At 65.4% G+C, this 15373-nt stretch carries 15 protein-coding genes and 1 pseudogene; 6 read left to right on the top strand and 10 right to left on the bottom strand.

The genetic code is table 11. The annotated features are described in order from the left end of the window. The 3 genes from DTA22_RS30500 to DTA22_RS30490 all read left to right on the top strand — a co-directional run. Window positions 1-1714 (top strand): GltB/FmdC/FwdC-like GXGXG domain-containing protein (locus tag DTA22_RS30500; protein WP_457920862.1); only part of this gene is annotated, 1714 nt, incomplete at its 5' end. After that, window positions 1711-3480, top strand: a complete 1770-nt coding sequence (locus tag DTA22_RS30495) for a sulfite reductase subunit alpha (RefSeq protein WP_112301908.1) — start codon at window positions 1711-1713, stop codon at window positions 3478-3480. The genes DTA22_RS30500 and DTA22_RS30495, both read left to right, overlap by 4 nt. Window positions 3481-3514: 34 nt before the next feature. Beyond that, a complete protein-coding gene (locus DTA22_RS30490; RefSeq protein ID WP_005253993.1) occupies window positions 3515-3964 on the top strand; it encodes a flavodoxin domain-containing protein in 450 nt (149 codons plus the stop codon). A 4-nt stretch (window positions 3965-3968) separates the two neighbouring features. Here the strand turns inward: DTA22_RS30490 and DTA22_RS30485 are convergent, their stop codons facing one another. From DTA22_RS30485 to DTA22_RS30440, 10 genes and pseudogenes are all read right to left on the bottom strand, one after another. Then, a complete protein-coding gene (locus DTA22_RS30485) occupies window positions 3969-4832 on the bottom strand; it encodes a PaaX family transcriptional regulator (protein WP_112301907.1) in 864 nt (287 codons plus the stop codon). After that, window positions 4816-6051 carry a kynureninase gene (locus DTA22_RS30480; RefSeq protein WP_112301906.1) on the bottom strand — a complete coding sequence of 412 codons (1236 nt, stop codon included), beginning with the start codon at window positions 6049-6051 and terminating at the stop codon, window positions 4816-4818. Before DTA22_RS30480 ends, DTA22_RS30485 begins: the two co-directional genes overlap by 17 nt. After that, window positions 6048-6902 carry a tryptophan 2,3-dioxygenase gene (locus DTA22_RS30475; protein ID WP_112301905.1) on the bottom strand — a complete coding sequence of 285 codons (855 nt, stop codon included), beginning with the start codon at window positions 6900-6902 and terminating at the stop codon, window positions 6048-6050. The genes DTA22_RS30480 and DTA22_RS30475 overlap by 4 nt, the downstream gene beginning before the upstream one ends. A gap of 118 nt (window positions 6903-7020) precedes the next feature. Beyond that, the gene (locus tag DTA22_RS30470; RefSeq protein ID WP_063748188.1) at window positions 7021-8529 is read right to left on the bottom strand and encodes a cation:dicarboxylate symporter family transporter; all 1509 of its coding nucleotides are present in this window, start codon (window positions 8527-8529) and stop codon (window positions 7021-7023) included. Window positions 8530-9032: 503 nt separating this feature from the next. Continuing rightward, entirely contained in the window at window positions 9033-9389 is a 357-nt protein-coding gene (gene trxA, locus DTA22_RS30465; RefSeq protein ID WP_037226774.1) for a thioredoxin, read from the bottom strand. A gap of 2 nt (window positions 9390-9391) precedes the next feature. Then, a complete protein-coding gene (trxB, locus tag DTA22_RS30460; protein WP_052032841.1) occupies window positions 9392-10399 on the bottom strand; it encodes a thioredoxin-disulfide reductase in 1008 nt (335 codons plus the stop codon). Window positions 10400-10418: 19 nt separating this feature from the next. Further along, a pseudogene (locus DTA22_RS36510) lies at window positions 10419-10568 on the bottom strand (acyl-CoA dehydrogenase family protein); the annotation flags it as partial. Between the two features lie 249 nt (window positions 10569-10817). Further along, window positions 10818-11072, bottom strand: a complete 255-nt coding sequence (locus DTA22_RS30450; protein ID WP_112301904.1) for a NifU family protein — start codon at window positions 11070-11072, stop codon at window positions 10818-10820. After that, window positions 11069-11689 carry a UGSC family (seleno)protein gene (locus DTA22_RS30445; RefSeq protein ID WP_052032840.1) on the bottom strand — a complete coding sequence of 207 codons (621 nt, stop codon included), beginning with the start codon at window positions 11687-11689 and terminating at the stop codon, window positions 11069-11071. The genes DTA22_RS30450 and DTA22_RS30445 overlap by 4 nt, the downstream gene beginning before the upstream one ends. Beyond that, on the bottom strand, window positions 11686-12753 hold the full coding sequence (locus DTA22_RS30440) for a hypothetical protein (protein ID WP_146777807.1): 1068 nt from the start codon (window positions 12751-12753) through the stop codon (window positions 11686-11688). The genes DTA22_RS30445 and DTA22_RS30440 overlap by 4 nt, the downstream gene beginning before the upstream one ends. 227 nt (window positions 12754-12980) lie before the next feature. Here DTA22_RS30440 and DTA22_RS30435 point away from each other — a divergent pair, with 227 nt between their 5' ends. Genes DTA22_RS30435 through DTA22_RS30425 form a run of 3 tightly spaced genes read left to right on the top strand, consistent with a single transcriptional unit; the run spans window position 12981 to window position 15368 of the window. Beyond that, window positions 12981-13967: a LysR family transcriptional regulator gene (locus tag DTA22_RS30435; protein ID WP_081792189.1), complete on the top strand. Its 987-nt coding sequence runs from the start codon at window positions 12981-12983 to the stop codon at window positions 13965-13967. Then, window positions 13960-14748, top strand: a complete 789-nt coding sequence (locus tag DTA22_RS30430; protein WP_112301901.1) for a CoA transferase subunit A — start codon at window positions 13960-13962, stop codon at window positions 14746-14748. The genes DTA22_RS30435 and DTA22_RS30430 overlap by 8 nt, the downstream gene beginning before the upstream one ends. Continuing rightward, on the top strand, window positions 14745-15368 hold the full coding sequence (locus DTA22_RS30425; RefSeq protein WP_112301900.1) for a 3-oxoacid CoA-transferase subunit B: 624 nt from the start codon (window positions 14745-14747) through the stop codon (window positions 15366-15368). The genes DTA22_RS30430 and DTA22_RS30425 overlap by 4 nt, the downstream gene beginning before the upstream one ends. Window positions 15369-15373: the final 5 nt, after the last annotated feature.

The following is a 15373-nucleotide window of genomic DNA, read 5'->3' as shown; positions in this document are numbered from 1 at the left end:
GAACTGCAACATCAAGTGCCCCGCCGGTCTGACCACCAATCCCGAACTGTTCGACGGTGATCCGCGGGCGATGGCGCAGTACCTGCTGAACATCGCGCACGAGACCCGCGAGGTGCTGGCCGAGCTGGGGATGTCCTCGCTGCGCGAGGCCCGGGGCCGTTCCGATCTGCTGCAGCTCCTCGACCACCCGTCGAGCGTCGGCCAGCTCGACCTGCGCGCGATGCTCGCCGTGGTCGAGGAAGTGACCATCGGCGATCCGGTGTACCTGGAGAAGGACTACACCCTCGACGACGGCTGGCTCGTGCAGCTGCGTGCCGCGCTGGTCGAGCAGGGCGAGACCACGGTCCAGCTCGGCGACGGGGTACACCTGAGCAACCGCAACAAGAGCGTCGGCGCCCAGCTGGCGGTCGACATCGAGCGGATGCTGAACCACGAGCTCACCGATGTCGAGCTGCCCGCCGTGCTCCGCGACGAGCGCGGCCGCGGCTACCTGCGCGAGGGCAGCGTCCGGATCGCCACGTCCGGGTCCGCGGGCCTGTCGTACGGTGCGTTCTGCAACGACGGCATGACCCTCGTCCACACCGGCACCGCGAACGACGGCGTCGGCAAGGGCGCCAACGGCGGCAGCATCGTCGTGCGCTCGCCCGGTGGCGGCTCCGACCTTCACGGCGGCAACGTGCTGATCGGCAACTTCGCACTGTTCGGCGCCACCGGTGGGCGCACGTTCGTCGAAGGCCAGGCCGGTGACCGCTTCGCCGTGCGCAATTCGGGTGCCACCGCGGTGGTCGAGGGTGTCGGCGACTTCGCCTGCGAGTACATGACCAACGGTGCCGTCCTCAACCTCGGCGGCTTCGGCAAGGGCGTCGGCAACGGCATGAGCGGCGGCTTCGTCTACCAGTACGACCCCGAGGGCAAGCTGCCCGGCAAGGCCAGCGCCGACTCGATCCTGCTCGGCGCCATCACCGGCGACGACGAGCACGCGGCGCTGCACCGTCAGGCCGTGCACGTGCTGCTCGGGTGGCACCTCGAGGCCACCGGCTCCGCCAAGGCGGCATGGTTGCTCGAGAACTGGGAGACCGAACAGCACCACTTCGTGTACGGCATGCCGCGCGCGCTGCTGCAGTACCAGGACAGCGACGAGATCCTGAAGGCCAAGCCCCGCAAGGACCTGGCCGACGAACTCGCCGCCGCGCTGGTCGCGCACCAGGTGCGCAAGTTCAAGCTGGACTACCGGGACGGGAACGCGGTGCTCGACGGCGCCGTGCCCGGCTACGGCGAGGCCGACACCGAGGCCATGTTCGCGCTGCTGAACAACTACACCGTGCTGAACGCGGCGCAGGAGATGGCGCTGTCCAAGCTGCCGGGTGTCGCGGATCCATCCGATCCGGCGGTCGACAAGGCCGTCCGCAACCTGCTGCTCACCGAGGACTTCTTCCTCATGCAGCGGTTGCAGCGGTACGCGCGGGAAGCGTTGAAGGACTACAGCGACGAGGACCTGGCCGTGATGGTGGCGGCCAAGCGTCTCGCCGACTACAAGGATGCGCTGCGCCGCCGCAACGTGCGGTCCATCGACGCCCCCGGCACGTACGGCTGGATCCTGCACCAGGACGCCAAGAACGTCGACAAGATCGGCCGGCTGCCCGGTTTCGAGGAGCTGTTCGCGCAGCACGCTCTCCCCGATCTGATCCCCACGAGAGACGTGGTCCCCTCATGAAACTGCCCTACATCCCCCAGGACGCCCCGTTCAGCGAGGACCAGCGCGTGTGGCTCACCGGCTTCCTCGCCGGTATGAGCTCGCGTCTGGTCGTCGGTGGCGCCGACGCGCCCGCCGCGGCGGGCGGTGGGCAGTTGCCCGCCATGCACGTGCTGTACGGAAGCCAGACCGGGAACGCCGAGGGTGTCGCGGAAGACGCTGCGGCCGCGGCACGTTCGCAGGGCTTCGCGCCGGTGGTGAGCGCCCTCGACGACGTCGACACGGACGCCCTCGCCGCCATGCAACGCGTCCTCGTCGTCACCTCCACCTACGGTGAGGGTGAGATGCCGGACAACGCCGAACTGTTCTGGCAGGCGCTGTCCGCGGAGACCGCGCCACGGCTGGAGAACACCGACTTCGCCGTGCTCGCGCTCGGCGACACCGGGTACGACGGGTACTGCCAGGCCGGCAAGATGATCGACACCAGGCTCGAACAGCTCGGTGCCCGCCGCGTCACTCCGCGCGTCGACTGCGACGTCGACTACGAGGACACCGCGGCCGCGTGGGTCGCCGACACCCTCCCGCTGTTCGCGGCCGTCGAGGGCATTCGCGGCGAGTCCCCCGTCGCCGATGTCGCCGAGCCCGAGACGAAGCCGGCCCGCAAGCGGTCGCAGTGGAACCGCAAGAACCCCTACGGGTCCACGCTGTCCGTGAACCGGCGGCTGTCGAGCGACACGTCCGCGAAGGAGATCCGGCACTACGAGTTCGCGCTCGCCGACAGTGGTCTCGAGTACGAGGCCGGTGACGCGCTCGGGGTGATGCCGATCAACGATCCCGCCCTCGTCGACGCCCTGGTGTCCCGGCTGGGCATCCCGGCGGATGCCGCCGTCACCGGAAAGGAGCGGCCGTTCAGCGACCTCCTCCTGCACGCGTACGAGATCTCCACGCCGAGCCACGAATTCATCGACGAGATCGAGAAGCGGGCGGGCGACGAGGAACTGAGTCACGTGCTGCGGCACGGCGACAAGGAAGCCCTGGACGCCTGGCTGTGGGGCAAGGACGTGCTCGACCTGCTGCTCCTCGAGCCGTCGGTGACCCTGACCGCGGACGAGTTCGTCGGGCTGCTGAAGCCGTTGCAGCACAGGGCGTATTCCATCTCGTCCAGCCCGCTCGCCAACCCCGGCAGCGTGCACCTCACCGTCGCCAGCGTCCGGCACAGCTCGGCCGGACGCGACCGCGGCGGCGTGTGCTCCACGTTCCTCGCCGATCGGATCGCCGACGGCGGCAGCGGCGGGATCTTCGTGTCGAAGAACAAGTCGTTCCGCGTCCCCGCGAACGACGACGCACCGATGATCATGGTCGGCCCCGGCACCGGCATCGCACCGTTCCGCGCGTTCCTGCAGGAACGGCAGGCGCGGGGCGCATCCGGACGCAACTGGCTGTTCTTCGGCGACCAGCACCGCGCGTCGGACTACATCTACGAGGACGAGATCGGCGCGATGAGCGACAGCGGTCTCCTCACCCGCCTCGACCTCGCCTTCTCCCGCGACCAGGCGGAGAAGATCTACGTACAGAACCGGATGGTCGAGAACGGCGCGGAGTTGTTCGCCTGGCTCGAGGACGGCGGCCACTTCTACGTCTGCGGTGACGCCACCCGCATGGCGAAGGACGTCGACCGGGCCCTGCACCACGTCATCGCCACTCATGGCACCCTTTCCACCGAGCAGGCCGCCGACTACGTGACCAAGCTCAAGAAGGAAAAGCGCTACCTGCGCGACGTGTACTGATCACGTCGGCAGCAACTCACGAGGAGCAAGAACAATGGCAGTGGTGATTCTGTACGGCAGCGAGGGCGGAACCTCCGAACTGGTGGCCGACAACATCGCCGACGTGCTCGGCGACTACGGCGACACGTCCCTGTACGACATGATGGAATTCGACGCGGGCGATCTCGACCCCGAGAACTTCCACGTCATCGTGTGCTCCACCTACGGTGAGGGCGAGCTGCCCACCGGCGCGGAACCCTTCTTCGAGGGCCTCGAGGAGGACGAACCCGACCTCACCGGGATGCAGTTCGCGCTGTTCGGCCTCGGCGACAAGGTGTACGAGGAAACCTACAACCGCGGCGGCGAGATCATCGCCGAGAAGCTCGTCTCCCTCGGCGCGGTCCAGGTCGGCGAACACGGCAGGCACGACGGGTCCAGCTCGATCCGGCCCAAGGATCAGGCCGAGGAGTGGGCCAAGAACATCGGCGAGGAATTCCTCGGATAGCACCTCACACCGGGAGCCGCGACTGCACGCTCCGCACCCAGTCGCGGCTCCCGGTCAGGTAGCGGTCCCGCGCCGACGCGAACAGCCGGACGCTGTCGGCGCCCGGCCACTCCGCGGGCAGCATGCCTTCCGGCAGGCCTGGGTCGATGTACGGGATGATCCGCCATTCGTCGAGCAGCGGGACGAAACGGACGAACGCTTCTCGCGGCGAGACCTCCTCTGCACCAGACAGAGCGACCCGGTGGCGGTCGAGGAAGTCGCGGTGCCGCGCGGCGATGCCATCGAGGTCCCACCACCGCGTCGCCGCGTCCCCCATCGAGTCGGGCACGAACACCGCCGTGGACACGAAGGTCGTCACGTACTCGGACAGCCCCAGCGCGTCGACGATGTCGTCGACCTCGCGGGCGAGATACTCGGGGGCGATCCACAAGCCGGGCGACACGGTTCCACAGCCGATCCAGCCGAGCCGTCGGCGCAACTGGTGCCGCACCGCCCGTTGCGATTCGGGGATGGTGAACGAGATCAACCGCCAGGGATCGGTGTCCGCCATCTGACGGAAGCCGAAGATCCGCGGATCGCCGCGTGTGAACATCGCCTCGGCCTGCTCGGTCACCTCGTACCCGCTCCGACCGTCGCGGGTCAGCGGCCGCAGCACCCCCTTCTTCTTGAGGCGGGCCACGGCGATGCGCGTCGATTCGGGCGGGATGCCGACGGCGTGCATCAGTTCCACGAAGTCGGCGATCGCCACCCACCCGCCGACGTCGCGCACGTACGCACCGAGTACGGTCCGGATCAGCGACGTCGCGCTGCCGGGCCTCGAATCGAAGTCGTCGAGGATCGCGCTCGCCGGCTCAGTCGGTGAGTTCATCACGGATCGTGAGTATCCCGGCGCACACCTCACCGAAGCTCGTACTCAGCGGGCTCAGGCCGAGCCGCAGTCCCTGCGGGGCCCGGAAGTCGGGGATGACGCCCTTCGTCCACAGTCGCTCGACGACGGTCTCGAACCGCGGGTGGTCGATGATGACGTGACCACCCCGCTCGGCCGAATCCTCCGGCGATCCGATCTCCACACCTAAGGGAATCAGCACCTCGCGCACGAGGTCGAGCGCGTACTCGGTGAGCGCGATCGACTTGGCCCGCACCGCATCCATGCCGACCTCGTCGAGGAGTTCGAGGGTGTCCTGCAGCGCGATCATGCCGAGGACCGACGGCGTTCCGCTGATCACGCGCCGGATGCCGGGCGCCGGTTGGTAGCCCTGTGCCATCGCGAACGGGTTGTCGCGGCCCATCCAACCCCAGATCGGCTGCACGAAATGCTGTTGATGATCGGCCCGAACGTAGGCGAACGCCGGTGAGCCCGGACCGCCGTTCAGATACTTGTACGTGCACCCGACCGCCAGATCGACACCCCACGCGTCGAGTTCGAGGGGAACCGAGCCGACGGAGTGACACAGGTCGAGCAGCAGGAGCGCACCGGCGTCGTGCGTCACGCGGGCGGCGCCGGCGGCGTCCACCAGGTAGCCCGAGCGGTAGGCGACGTGGCTGAGCACGACGAGCGCGGTGTGTTCGGAGACCACGGACTTCAGGTCGTCGACGGTGACCCCGCCCCGGGTGTCCGACTCGATCCACCGCAGCGTGAGCCCGAGTTCCCCGGCGATACCCTCGAGCACGTACCGGTCCGTCGGAAAGTTGTCGCGATCCACCACGATCTCGGTACGGTCCGGGCGCAATGCGAGCGCACCGCGTGCCAGCTTGTACAGCAGGACCGTCGTCGAGTCACCGACGGTGGCCTGCCCGGCGGCCGCGCCGAGCGCGACCCTCGCAAGGGTGTCGCCGATCGTGATCGGCAGGTCGTACCACTCCTCGTCCCACCCACGGATGAGCCGCCCGCCCCACGACTCGGTGACGAACGCGCTGATCCGCTCGGCGCTCGCTTTGGTGGGCCGTCCGAGTGAGTTTCCGTCGAGGTAGGCGGGCACCGACGGGTCGTCGGAGCCGACGAACAGGTCGCGATACGCGCGCAGCGGGTCCGCGGCGTCGAGTTGGGCGGCGCGGGCGGCCGGCACATCGGTCGACGTGGTCATCATCGTCCGATCTCGGTGCGCACGGCCAGCAGTTCCGGGAAGAACGTCAGGTCAAGCGCCTTCTGCAGGAATCCGACCCCACTGGATCCGCCCGTCCCGGACTTCATGCCGATGGTCCGCAGCACCGTGCGCATGTGGCGGAAGCGCCACAGCTGAAAGTTCTCCTCGAGGTCGACGAACTCCTCGAAGGCTTCGTAGACCGCCCAGTGCTCGTCGTGGTTCTCGTAGACGAACTTGATCAGGGGCAGCAGGTCCTCGTTCAGCGTGTAGGCGGTGGTCACGTCGCGGTCGAGCGCGGAGGCAGGCACGTCGTACCCGAGCCGCGACAGGCACCGCCAGAACGCGTCGTACAGACTCGGCTCGGCGAGGAGCCGCTCGAGTAGATCATGGGCGGCGGGATCGGATTCGAACACCGTCAGCATTCCGGCGTTCTTGTTGCCGAGCACGAACTCGACGGCGCGGTACTGGTAGGACTGGAACCCGGACGAATTACCGAGGAACTGGCGGAACTCCGAGTACTCGGTGGGGGTCAGGGTGGCCAGGACCGACCACTGTTCGGTCAGCGTCTTCTGGATGTGCTTCACGCGCGCCACGCACTTGAGCGCCCGGCCGATCTCGTCCTCGTCGAAAGCGGCCCGGGCCGCGAGTGTTTCGTGCAGGACGAGCTTCAGCCAGAGTTCGGTGGTCTGGTGCTGGATGATGAACAGCAGTTCGTCGTGATGCTGCGGCCGGCTCACCGGTTTCTGCGCACTCAGCAGCGTGTCGAGGTCCAGGTACGAGCCATAGCTCATCCGCTCGCTGAAGTCGGTGACGATGTCCTTCTCGATGGCTCTGGTGTTGGCATGCACGCCCATGACCGTCCTCACTGCTGGTGTTCGAGTACCGGGCTAAGAACTCCATATTACATAATCGTGGCGACCGCTAGAGTTTTCGAATACGCGCCGGCATCGTGAGTCCTCTCATGACCGGACGTCAAGCCCGCGGCTCCATCGTGGACGTGCTCGCCGGCGCATACTCACACGTCGGCGACTCGTCGTCACCTCGGGCTGCCATCCGACCGTGGGGCCGGACCGCCTCGGGCATTTCGTATGTACTGGCCGGAAGTGGGACCGTATCCGGCTCCTGCTCGATCTGGTCGCGCACGAGTTCGGGGTCTTTGAGCGCCGCACGGAAGCGTGTCTCGTCACGCTCGCCCAGCCAGCGCGCAATGACCATCACCGCGACCGCATTGCCTATCGCATTTGTCAACGAGCGGCCCTCACTCATGATCCGATCGATGCCGACGAGCAGAGCGAGGCCGATGGTGAGTACTGACGGAGGAAAGAAGTCCGGACCGAATGCCTGGAGGGACGCGGCGAGCGTGACAAGGCCTGCGCCGGTCACCCCGGCCGCGCCCTTCGACGTGAGGATCATCAGCGCCACAAGGGCGAGTTGCGCCCCGATGGGAAGATCCACACCGCCGGCCTGCGCGATAAAGAGCGCTCCCATCGTCAAGTAGATGCAGCTGCCGTCCAGATTGAACGCGTAACCTGTCGGCAGAACCATACTGACAACCGACCGACTTGCACCCGCCGCCTCGAGCTTGCCCAAGAGGCGCGGCAGGACAGTCTCGGATGTCGATGTTCCGACGATAATGAGCAGCTCATCCTTGATCATGCGAAGAAACTTGAAGATGCTGAATCCACTCCACGCGCAGACCGCACCAAGTACGACAAAGACGAAAAAGAAGCATGTCAGCCAGAAGGCGACCATTAGCAGACCTAGGTTGGCCAGCGTCTTACCCCCGAATTGAGACACGGTATAGGCCATCCCGCCGAATGCCGCAATCGGCGCCAGCAGCATCAGTATTCGGATAACTCCGAAAACAACCTTCGACATCAGTTCGACTGCGGCTACGACCCGCATGCGTAGCGGAGTAGCAAGCATCGATGCGGCGAGGGCGAACAAGATTGCCAACACGATCACACGAAGCATGTCATTTTCTACGAATGGACCGAAAAGACTCTTCGGCAGTAGCTCGTCCTGAATGAAGCCGAGAATTCCGGTCTTCCCGGTCGCTTCGGTGACATCCATGTGGGCAGTCTGGAGTGCGCTGGGATCAGCTACCTGCGTGGGGAAGTCGGCGCCGGGACGAATGACGTTGACCACGACAAGCCCCAGCGAGAGCGCGACGATCGTCATGGCCAGGAAGTAGCCGAGAGCGGTTGCAGCGAGCCTTCCAGCCTTGAGCATGTTGCCGATCGAGGCCACTCCAATCACGATGGTGCAAAATACGATAGGCGGCGCGACCACCTTGATGAGCTGGATGAAGCTGTCCGCCAGAAAGCGGAGATTCTCCCCGAATCCCGGAGCGACGAGTCCGACGATGATACCGCCGACCAAGGCGACCAGAACCCAGAACCACAGCTGGGCGTAGTACCGACGTCGACGGACAGTAGTGGGCGGCGCCAAGGCCGCCGGTGGAGGCGTGGAGGTGGACATCGATGCCCTTTCTTTCGTTGCTCTGCAAGAACTCGCAGGCAAAGCTGGACTCGGGTTCAGCTGCGACGCGCGGGTCCACATGGGAATTCGCGTTGAAGGAAAACCAGGTATTGTGGGCGTCCTGCCAATTGTGACTTCGGAAATAGACCCGGCGGTTCACAATTGGGTGGTAACTTCCGGAACGGAAGCACCACCTGCTGCAGTGACAGGGACCACATTACCTCTGGCGGGCTTCGAAAATAACCCTTGAACAGGTATTCGAAATTGAATGTCGGCATTCATGAATAAATGGCTCGAGCGTGCGGAGAAGCAACCGTCCGATACATCGGGCAGAATTGATCCACCAGCGGCATCGCGCGTCAGAGTGTTGATGCGAAGTGGCGGAACAGGGCTGCGGTCCCTTTTAGGGAACACCCTGTGCGGGAATGCTATTCACCACTCGGACGCAGGTACTCCTGGGACCGGGCGGTTCGGGGAGACACGGCGAGGTCGAGAAGGCACCCTCACATCGAGTTGGCGGTGTCTTCGTTCACGGAGAGGGCGGCGCCGATGTCTTTCAGCAATGTGGCCTTGTCCTTGGCGCCCGTAATTCTGCCGACGACTTCGCCGTCGCGGAAGACGACCATGGTCGGAAGGGACATGACGCGGTAGCTTTTGGCGGAGTTCGGGTTTGCGTCGACGTCCAGCTTCGCGATTGCGATTGTGCCGCTGCTCTCTGCCGCGATTTCGTCGAGGATCGGCGACAGTTTCTTGCACGGCCCGCACCATGGTGCCCAGAAGTCGACGAGGATCGGTCGGGCGCTCTTCAGAACGAGTTCGTCGAAGGAATCATCGGTGACAGTGAGTGCGTGATCGGACATGTTCAGTTCCCTTGCCTGTGTGGTCGGACCGGAATCGGTTGATTCGGGTTTGGTGGGCGCTGCTGGTCAGCGACGGCGCCACCTGCGGCAGTGTCGGCGAGGTAGCGTTCGACGTCGAGTGCGGCGGTACAGCCGCTGCCGGCGGCGGTGATGGCTTGCCGGTATGTGTGGTCGACGAGGTCGCCGCATGCGAACACTCCGCTCACCGTGGTGCGTGAGGAGCGGCCTTCGGTCAATACGTAGCCTTCGTCGTCGAGTGGGATCTGACCGTGCACGAGTTCGTGTCGTGGGTCGTGACCGATCGCGATGAACACACCCGTGACCGGTACCGTCGACTGTTCGCCGGTGCCGGTGTCGCGCACGAGCAGGCCGGTCACTTCTTGATCGCCGACAACGTCTTCGGGGACGCTGTTCCAGAGGAACCGGATCTTGGGGTTCGCGAACGCGCGTTCCTGCATGATCTTCGATGCCCTCAGTGTGTCGCGCCGGTGCACCACGGTGACACTGGAAGCGAAGCGGGTCAGGAACATCGCTTCCTCGAGGGCGGAGTCGCCGCCGCCGATAATCGCGATGTGCTGGTCGCGGAAGAAGAACCCGTCACAGGTCGCACACCAGGAGACGCCGTGTCCGGACAGGCGTTGTTCGTTGGGCAGGCCTAGGTTGCGGTAGGCCGACCCCATTGCCAGGATCACCGTCCGTGCTTCGAAGGTGTTGTCGCCGATGGTGACTGTCTTGATGTCACCGGTCAGGTCGACAGCGGAGACGTCGGTGGTGAGTAGGTCCGCTCCGTAGCGTGCGGCCTGTTTGCGCAGGGTGTCCATGAGTTCGGGGCCCTGGATTCCTTCGACGAATCCGGGAAAGTTCTCGACCTCGGTGGTTTGCATGAGTGCGCCGCCGTACTGGGTGCCCTCGACGACCAGGGGGTTCAGGTCGGCGCGGCCGGTGTAGATGGCGGCGGTGTACCCGGCCGGGCCGCCGCCGATGATGATGACGTTGCGTGGGGAATCCATGGATGCTCCGATGTCGGTGAAACGCGGGCAGACCGGTAATGGCCTGACCGACGATGAGGGTGTGGATCTCGCCGGTGCCTTCGTAGGTGAGGACGGATTCGAGAGTGGTCATGTGCCGCATCACCGGACACTCGAGGGTGATGCCATTGGCGCCGAGGATGGTGCGCGCTATAACCCGCGGACCCGTCAGTGGTCTTCGCCCACCCCACGGCGACGGCCGCCATGCTCGAGGACCCATCGGCCGTCTGCGACATCGCCAACGAGCGGTCGATGTCATCGGTTTCCCGGTTCGGGTCGTTTCGATGCAGGGGGGAGGGTCAGGGCGTCGGTGGCCGGGTGAGATGCCTGCGCGACGGGTCGCGGGGGCGGACCCGTGCTTGCTCGGACAGGCTCTCGCGGAATCCCGGCCACCGATCGCTCATTGGTCGCTGCGTGGGTCGATCACCTCGACCGAGGGTTGCGAGCCGATGCTGTCGCGCAGCACCGAACCCACCACGTCACGCAGCTGGGCGGGGGCCACGATGCATTCCCAGCAGGTCTCGTCGCTGCCCACCAGCCGCAGCGTCACCTGGGACTCCGTCGCCTCTTCGACGGTCAGGTCCGCACCGTCGGCCTGGAAACCCTGCCGCAGCCCATCGAGGGCATTTTCAACGTCTTCGCGAATGCTGCTCATGCCTTGCGCCCAATCAGAATCGTCGCGACATCGTCCACCAGTGCGATGGCGCGCCGCTCGAGCTCGGCGTCGCTGACCGCGGCGATGGGGTGCTCAACCGGCACGAACTGCAGGTCGGGACGACCGAACGCACCACGGTGGGCGATCGCAGAGTTCATGAAGACCGTCGTGTGGATCGCGACGGTCGGAATGCCGCGGGCCTCGAGGTCGACAGCGTCGCGCACACAGCCGGAGGTGCACGAGCCGCACGCACCGACACCGGTCACGACGAACTCGTAGTCACGGGCGAGCTCGTCGAGCTGTGCTGGGTCGGCCGGGCGGGAATAGACGATCTTGCGCTCCATCGTCAGCGGCCGGACACCGTACTTCGTTTCGAGCAGATCTCCCACGTGGCGCAGTAGCGGTCCGGCGTTGCCCTTGGTGTTGTCCAACAGCACGCCGCGAGCGCCGGTCAGCGCGGCCAGGCGCGGTGCGGCAGCACCGTTGGGCTTGGACCTGGCAGCGTCGGCGGCGTTCACCGTCGGATCGACCAGGCCGAGCTTCTCGACCAAATACTGTGTTGCCCAGTCTTTTTTGTTGTCATCGATCGTAATAGACATGTGCTGCTGACCTTTCATGCTTCGATCTTGCGGGTAACCGACCGGGTGCCCCAGCCGGGCAGGTATGCCGAGTGTCGGCCGGGGCCGCCGGTGACGATGATGGTGATGTCATCGACGCGGCGGGTGACCGGAACGCGGGCGTCGAGATCGTCGGCATCGACGAAGCGCGGCCAGGTCGGGTAGTTGCGCACCTTGCGGCCGTGGATACCGCCGGCGCCGATCTCGCGAACGCTGCGTGTGGCGTTCTGGAATAGGAAGTGCTTGATGTCGGCCTTCGTCCAACCGGCGTCGGCAATGATCTGGGCGTGCTCGGGGCACAGCACCACGAAGCTCTCACCCTGGATGAAGAGGTGATTCGACCCGAGGTTCGTCATCATGCCCGCGACAGTGGTGAGGATGTCGAATGGGTTGTCGGCGGCCTGGTTGTTGATGTTCTGCGGGCCCTCGGCACCGTAGAGAGTGACCGCGCTGTCGGTCTTGGACAGCCCCCGGTCGACGTGCAGCGCCGGCCAGGGCGAGTCCTCTTCGTTCTCGCCGATGCAGAACGTGAACTTGCCGGGCTGGCCCAGGGTGGCCTTGTCCGCCTCGCCGGGGTGCGATCCGCCGATATTGACCAGCGCGAGTTTCAGGGCGCGCCCCAGGGTCGCGTTGGCCCGCACACCCTGCCCGAAGCTGTTGGCACCGGAGTTGATACCCAGCTCGTCGCGAATCGGCCCGTGCACGATCAGCAACGGCGATGCCATGTGCGTCGAGCACTGCATGCCGCCGATGTTCATCGCCGGATCGGTGGCGGCCTGCAGGGCGGCAATCAACACCGGCATGTGGTCCGGCGTGCACCCTGCCATGATGGCGTTGGCGGCGATCTTTTCGGTCGTCGCCGCGCCGCCGAGAGGAGCGACCTCGGCGACGACCTCATCGGCGCCGCGCCCGGCGCGTTCGACGAATTCCGCGACCCGGCGTGCGGTCGGCGGAATGACGGGCAGACCGTCGGTCCACCCCGCGCTGACAAATGTCTCGAACATATCCAGCGCGTCGGCGGCTATTTCTTCGGTTATCATCCCTTTTCCCTTCGCATGAACCATCAATTCTTGGAATTGAATGGCCTCCGGCAAGCCGCATTCGGCTGCCTCTGTTGATTATTCGAAATCGGAGCCCGTCGGATGCGGGTCTGCAGTAATTGCTCGGCGAGGAGGTATTGCCCTGTCGCACGTCGGTGCTCTAAATTCGACGTTAGCAGGTGTTCGAAACAGGGGTCAACGATGATTCGACACTTGGAGAAAAGTCAATTTTGAATTGAGGATATACGGAAATGAATGAGCCGAATAAATCATTTTCGCATGACGTTCTGAATACGTTGTGTCCGATGTTGGTGCAATTTGCCGCGGTCGCCCAGGAAGGGCAGATAACCAAGGCCGCTACGGCACTGGGTGTGCCGCAGCCAACGCTTACCCGGCACCTGGCCCGGTTCGAAAATGTCCTCGAGACCCGGTTGTGCGCCCGCGTGCCCAGCGGCATCACACTCACGACGGAGGGCGAGAAGCTGGTGGAACCCGTTCGGCAGGCACTGGCGATCTTGGTGGCCGCCATCGACGAGTTGCAGGTCGGCGCGGCTCGTCGACAGGTCACACTGGGCTTTCTGCACACTCTGGGAGAGCAAGCCGTACCTTCATTGTTGCGCCGGTTCAACGAGCAATCGCCCGACATCAAGTTCTCGCTGATGCAGGACAGTGCCGATCAACTGTTGCGCCTGCTGCAGGAAGGCCAGGTCGAGCTGTGCGTGACATCGCCGCTGCCGACACGGCCCGATATCGGGGTCGCCCGGCTCGGCGTGCAGCGACTGGTGCTGGCGGTCCCGGGGCAGCACTACCTCGCCAGTGAAGCCGACACGCCGTTGGCCGCGGCGGCCAGCGACGACTTCGTGACCCTGAAGTCGGGCAACTATATGCGTCACATGGCCGACGAACTGTGCCACGCAGCCGGATTCGAACCGCGAGTCGCGTTCGAGGCGGCCGGTGTCAGCACCCTGCGGGGATTGGTCGCAGCCGGACTCGGGGTCGCCATCGTTCCCGCCGCCCCGGCACCGGTTGCAGGCCTGATCGAGGTGCCGCTCACCGACACCGGCGCCTACCGAGAGATCGGGTTGGCCTGGCGCGCGGGTGTCGATCTGGCCGAGCCTGCACAGACATTCCGGCAGTTCGCCATCGACCAGTTCAGCACCGTCGTCGAGGACGAGGACCACGGCACCAACCCCGGCATATGGAACATCATCACCACCAGAGGAGATCAGGATGAATAAGGTTCTCGACACACCCGAAACCGCGGTGGCCGCGGTCACCGACGGGCAAACCATCGCTGTCGGCGGGTTCGGATTGTGCGGCATGCCTGCAGCACTGCTCGAGGCGCTGCTCGACTCGGGGGCTACCGATCTGCACATCATCACCAACAACTGCGGTCCTGCCAATTCCGCCGTCACCGCGTTGCTGCGCGCCAGGCGTGTCGCCCGAGTGACCGCATCGTATATCGGGGACAACCCGGTGTTCCTGACGCAGTACCTGCAGGGATCGTTGCGCGTGGACCTTGTCCCCCAGGGCACCCTCGCCGAGAAGCTACGTGCCGGCGGGGCGGGGATTCCCGCGTTCTACACCCCAACCGGGGTCGGCACCGCGGTAGCCAACGGTGGGATTCCGGTGCGATACACCCACGAGGGGGACGTGGCCGAGTATTCGGCTGCACGTCAGGTCGCCACCGTCGACGGGTGCCCGTGCCTGCTCGAGCACAGTCTCACCGCCGACATCGCGCTGATCCGCGCCGAGATCGCGGACACGTTGGGCAATCTCCGGTTTCACGCCTCGGCGCGCAACTTCAACCCGCTGTGCGCCATGGCAGCTCGCGTCGCCGTCGCCGAGGTCGTGCACGTCGTGGACGCGGGCCTGATCGCCGCCGACGATATTCACTTGCCGGGGGTGTTCGTCTCCGGTGTCGTGGAACTGAAAGGCGAGATGCACAAGCCGATCGAACGTCTGCGCACAGTGTGCCCACCGGTTTCCCGAGCGGTCGTGAAGAGCGGTGTGGCATGAGTTGGTCGCGAGAGCAGATCGCCGCCCGAGCAGCTGCAGAACTGCGTGACGGGGAGCATGTCAACCTGGGCATTGGCATCCCCACTCTGATTGCCAATCATCTGCGTGATCGACCGATCATGCTGCATTCGGAGAACGGGATCATGGGATTGGGCGGCTACCCGGCCCCCGGACAGGTGGATCCCGACCTCATCAACGCGGGTAAGGAGACAGTGACGACCATCGCCGGCTCGTCGTTCTTCGACTCCGCGGACTCCTTCGGGATGATCCGCGGCGGCCATATCGATGTCGCCGTGCTGGGCGCGATGCAGGTCTCGGTCACCGGCGATCTGGCCAACTGGTCCGACGGCGGTTCGGTTGTCAAAGGCATTGGGGGGGCGATGGATTTGGCCAACGGTGCCAGGAAGGTCATCGTAGTAATGACCCACCGCGCCCGCGACGGCAGCCTGAAACTGGTCCGCCGCTGCAGTCTCCCCCTCACCGCACAAGGCTGCATCAGCACCGTCATCACCGACATCGGCGTGCTGGACGTCCGCGGCGACCACTTCAGCGTGCGCGAGTGGGCGCCGGGCGTGTCGATCGACCACGGACAATTGGCAAGCCTGCTGCATCCAGCCTGACGTTC

Origin of the sequence: Rhodococcus wratislaviensis (assembly GCF_900455735.1) — a bacterium.
In the GTDB taxonomy this organism is placed as follows: Bacteria; Actinomycetota; Actinomycetes; order Mycobacteriales; family Mycobacteriaceae; genus Rhodococcus_F; species Rhodococcus_F wratislaviensis.
The sequence above is the reverse complement of the archived record's forward strand: the minus strand, read 5'-3'. Positions and strand labels throughout refer to the sequence as shown.

What these genes read in the sequence shown, in the direction of transcription:
- DTA22_RS30495 (WP_112301908.1), top strand. Translation starts at nt 1,711, where the DNA reads ATGAAACTGCCCTACATCCCCCAGGACGCCCCGTTCAGCGAGGACCAG.
- DTA22_RS30490 (WP_005253993.1), top strand. Translation starts at nt 3,515, where the DNA reads ATGGCAGTGGTGATTCTGTACGGCAGCGAGGGCGGAACCTCCGAACTG.
- DTA22_RS30485 (WP_112301907.1), bottom strand. Translation starts at nt 4,832, where the DNA reads ATGAACTCACCGACTGAGCCGGCGAGCGCGATCCTCGACGACTTCGAT.
- DTA22_RS30480 (WP_112301906.1), bottom strand. Translation starts at nt 6,051, where the DNA reads ATGATGACCACGTCGACCGATGTGCCGGCCGCCCGCGCCGCCCAACTC.
- DTA22_RS30475 (WP_112301905.1), bottom strand. Translation starts at nt 6,902, where the DNA reads ATGGGCGTGCATGCCAACACCAGAGCCATCGAGAAGGACATCGTCACC.
- DTA22_RS30470 (WP_063748188.1), bottom strand. Translation starts at nt 8,529, where the DNA reads ATGTCCACCTCCACGCCTCCACCGGCGGCCTTGGCGCCGCCCACTACT.
- trxA (WP_037226774.1), bottom strand. Translation starts at nt 9,389, where the DNA reads ATGTCCGATCACGCACTCACTGTCACCGATGATTCCTTCGACGAACTC.
- trxB (WP_052032841.1), bottom strand. Translation starts at nt 10,399, where the DNA reads ATGGATTCCCCACGCAACGTCATCATCATCGGCGGCGGCCCGGCCGGG.
- DTA22_RS30450 (WP_112301904.1), bottom strand. Translation starts at nt 11,072, where the DNA reads ATGAGCAGCATTCGCGAAGACGTTGAAAATGCCCTCGATGGGCTGCGG.
- DTA22_RS30445 (WP_052032840.1), bottom strand. Translation starts at nt 11,689, where the DNA reads ATGAAAGGTCAGCAGCACATGTCTATTACGATCGATGACAACAAAAAA.
- DTA22_RS30440 (WP_146777807.1), bottom strand. Translation starts at nt 12,753, where the DNA reads ATGGTTCATGCGAAGGGAAAAGGGATGATAACCGAAGAAATAGCCGCC.
- DTA22_RS30435 (WP_081792189.1), top strand. Translation starts at nt 12,981, where the DNA reads ATGAATGAGCCGAATAAATCATTTTCGCATGACGTTCTGAATACGTTG.
- DTA22_RS30430 (WP_112301901.1), top strand. Translation starts at nt 13,960, where the DNA reads ATGAATAAGGTTCTCGACACACCCGAAACCGCGGTGGCCGCGGTCACC.
- DTA22_RS30425 (WP_112301900.1), top strand. Translation starts at nt 14,745, where the DNA reads ATGAGTTGGTCGCGAGAGCAGATCGCCGCCCGAGCAGCTGCAGAACTG.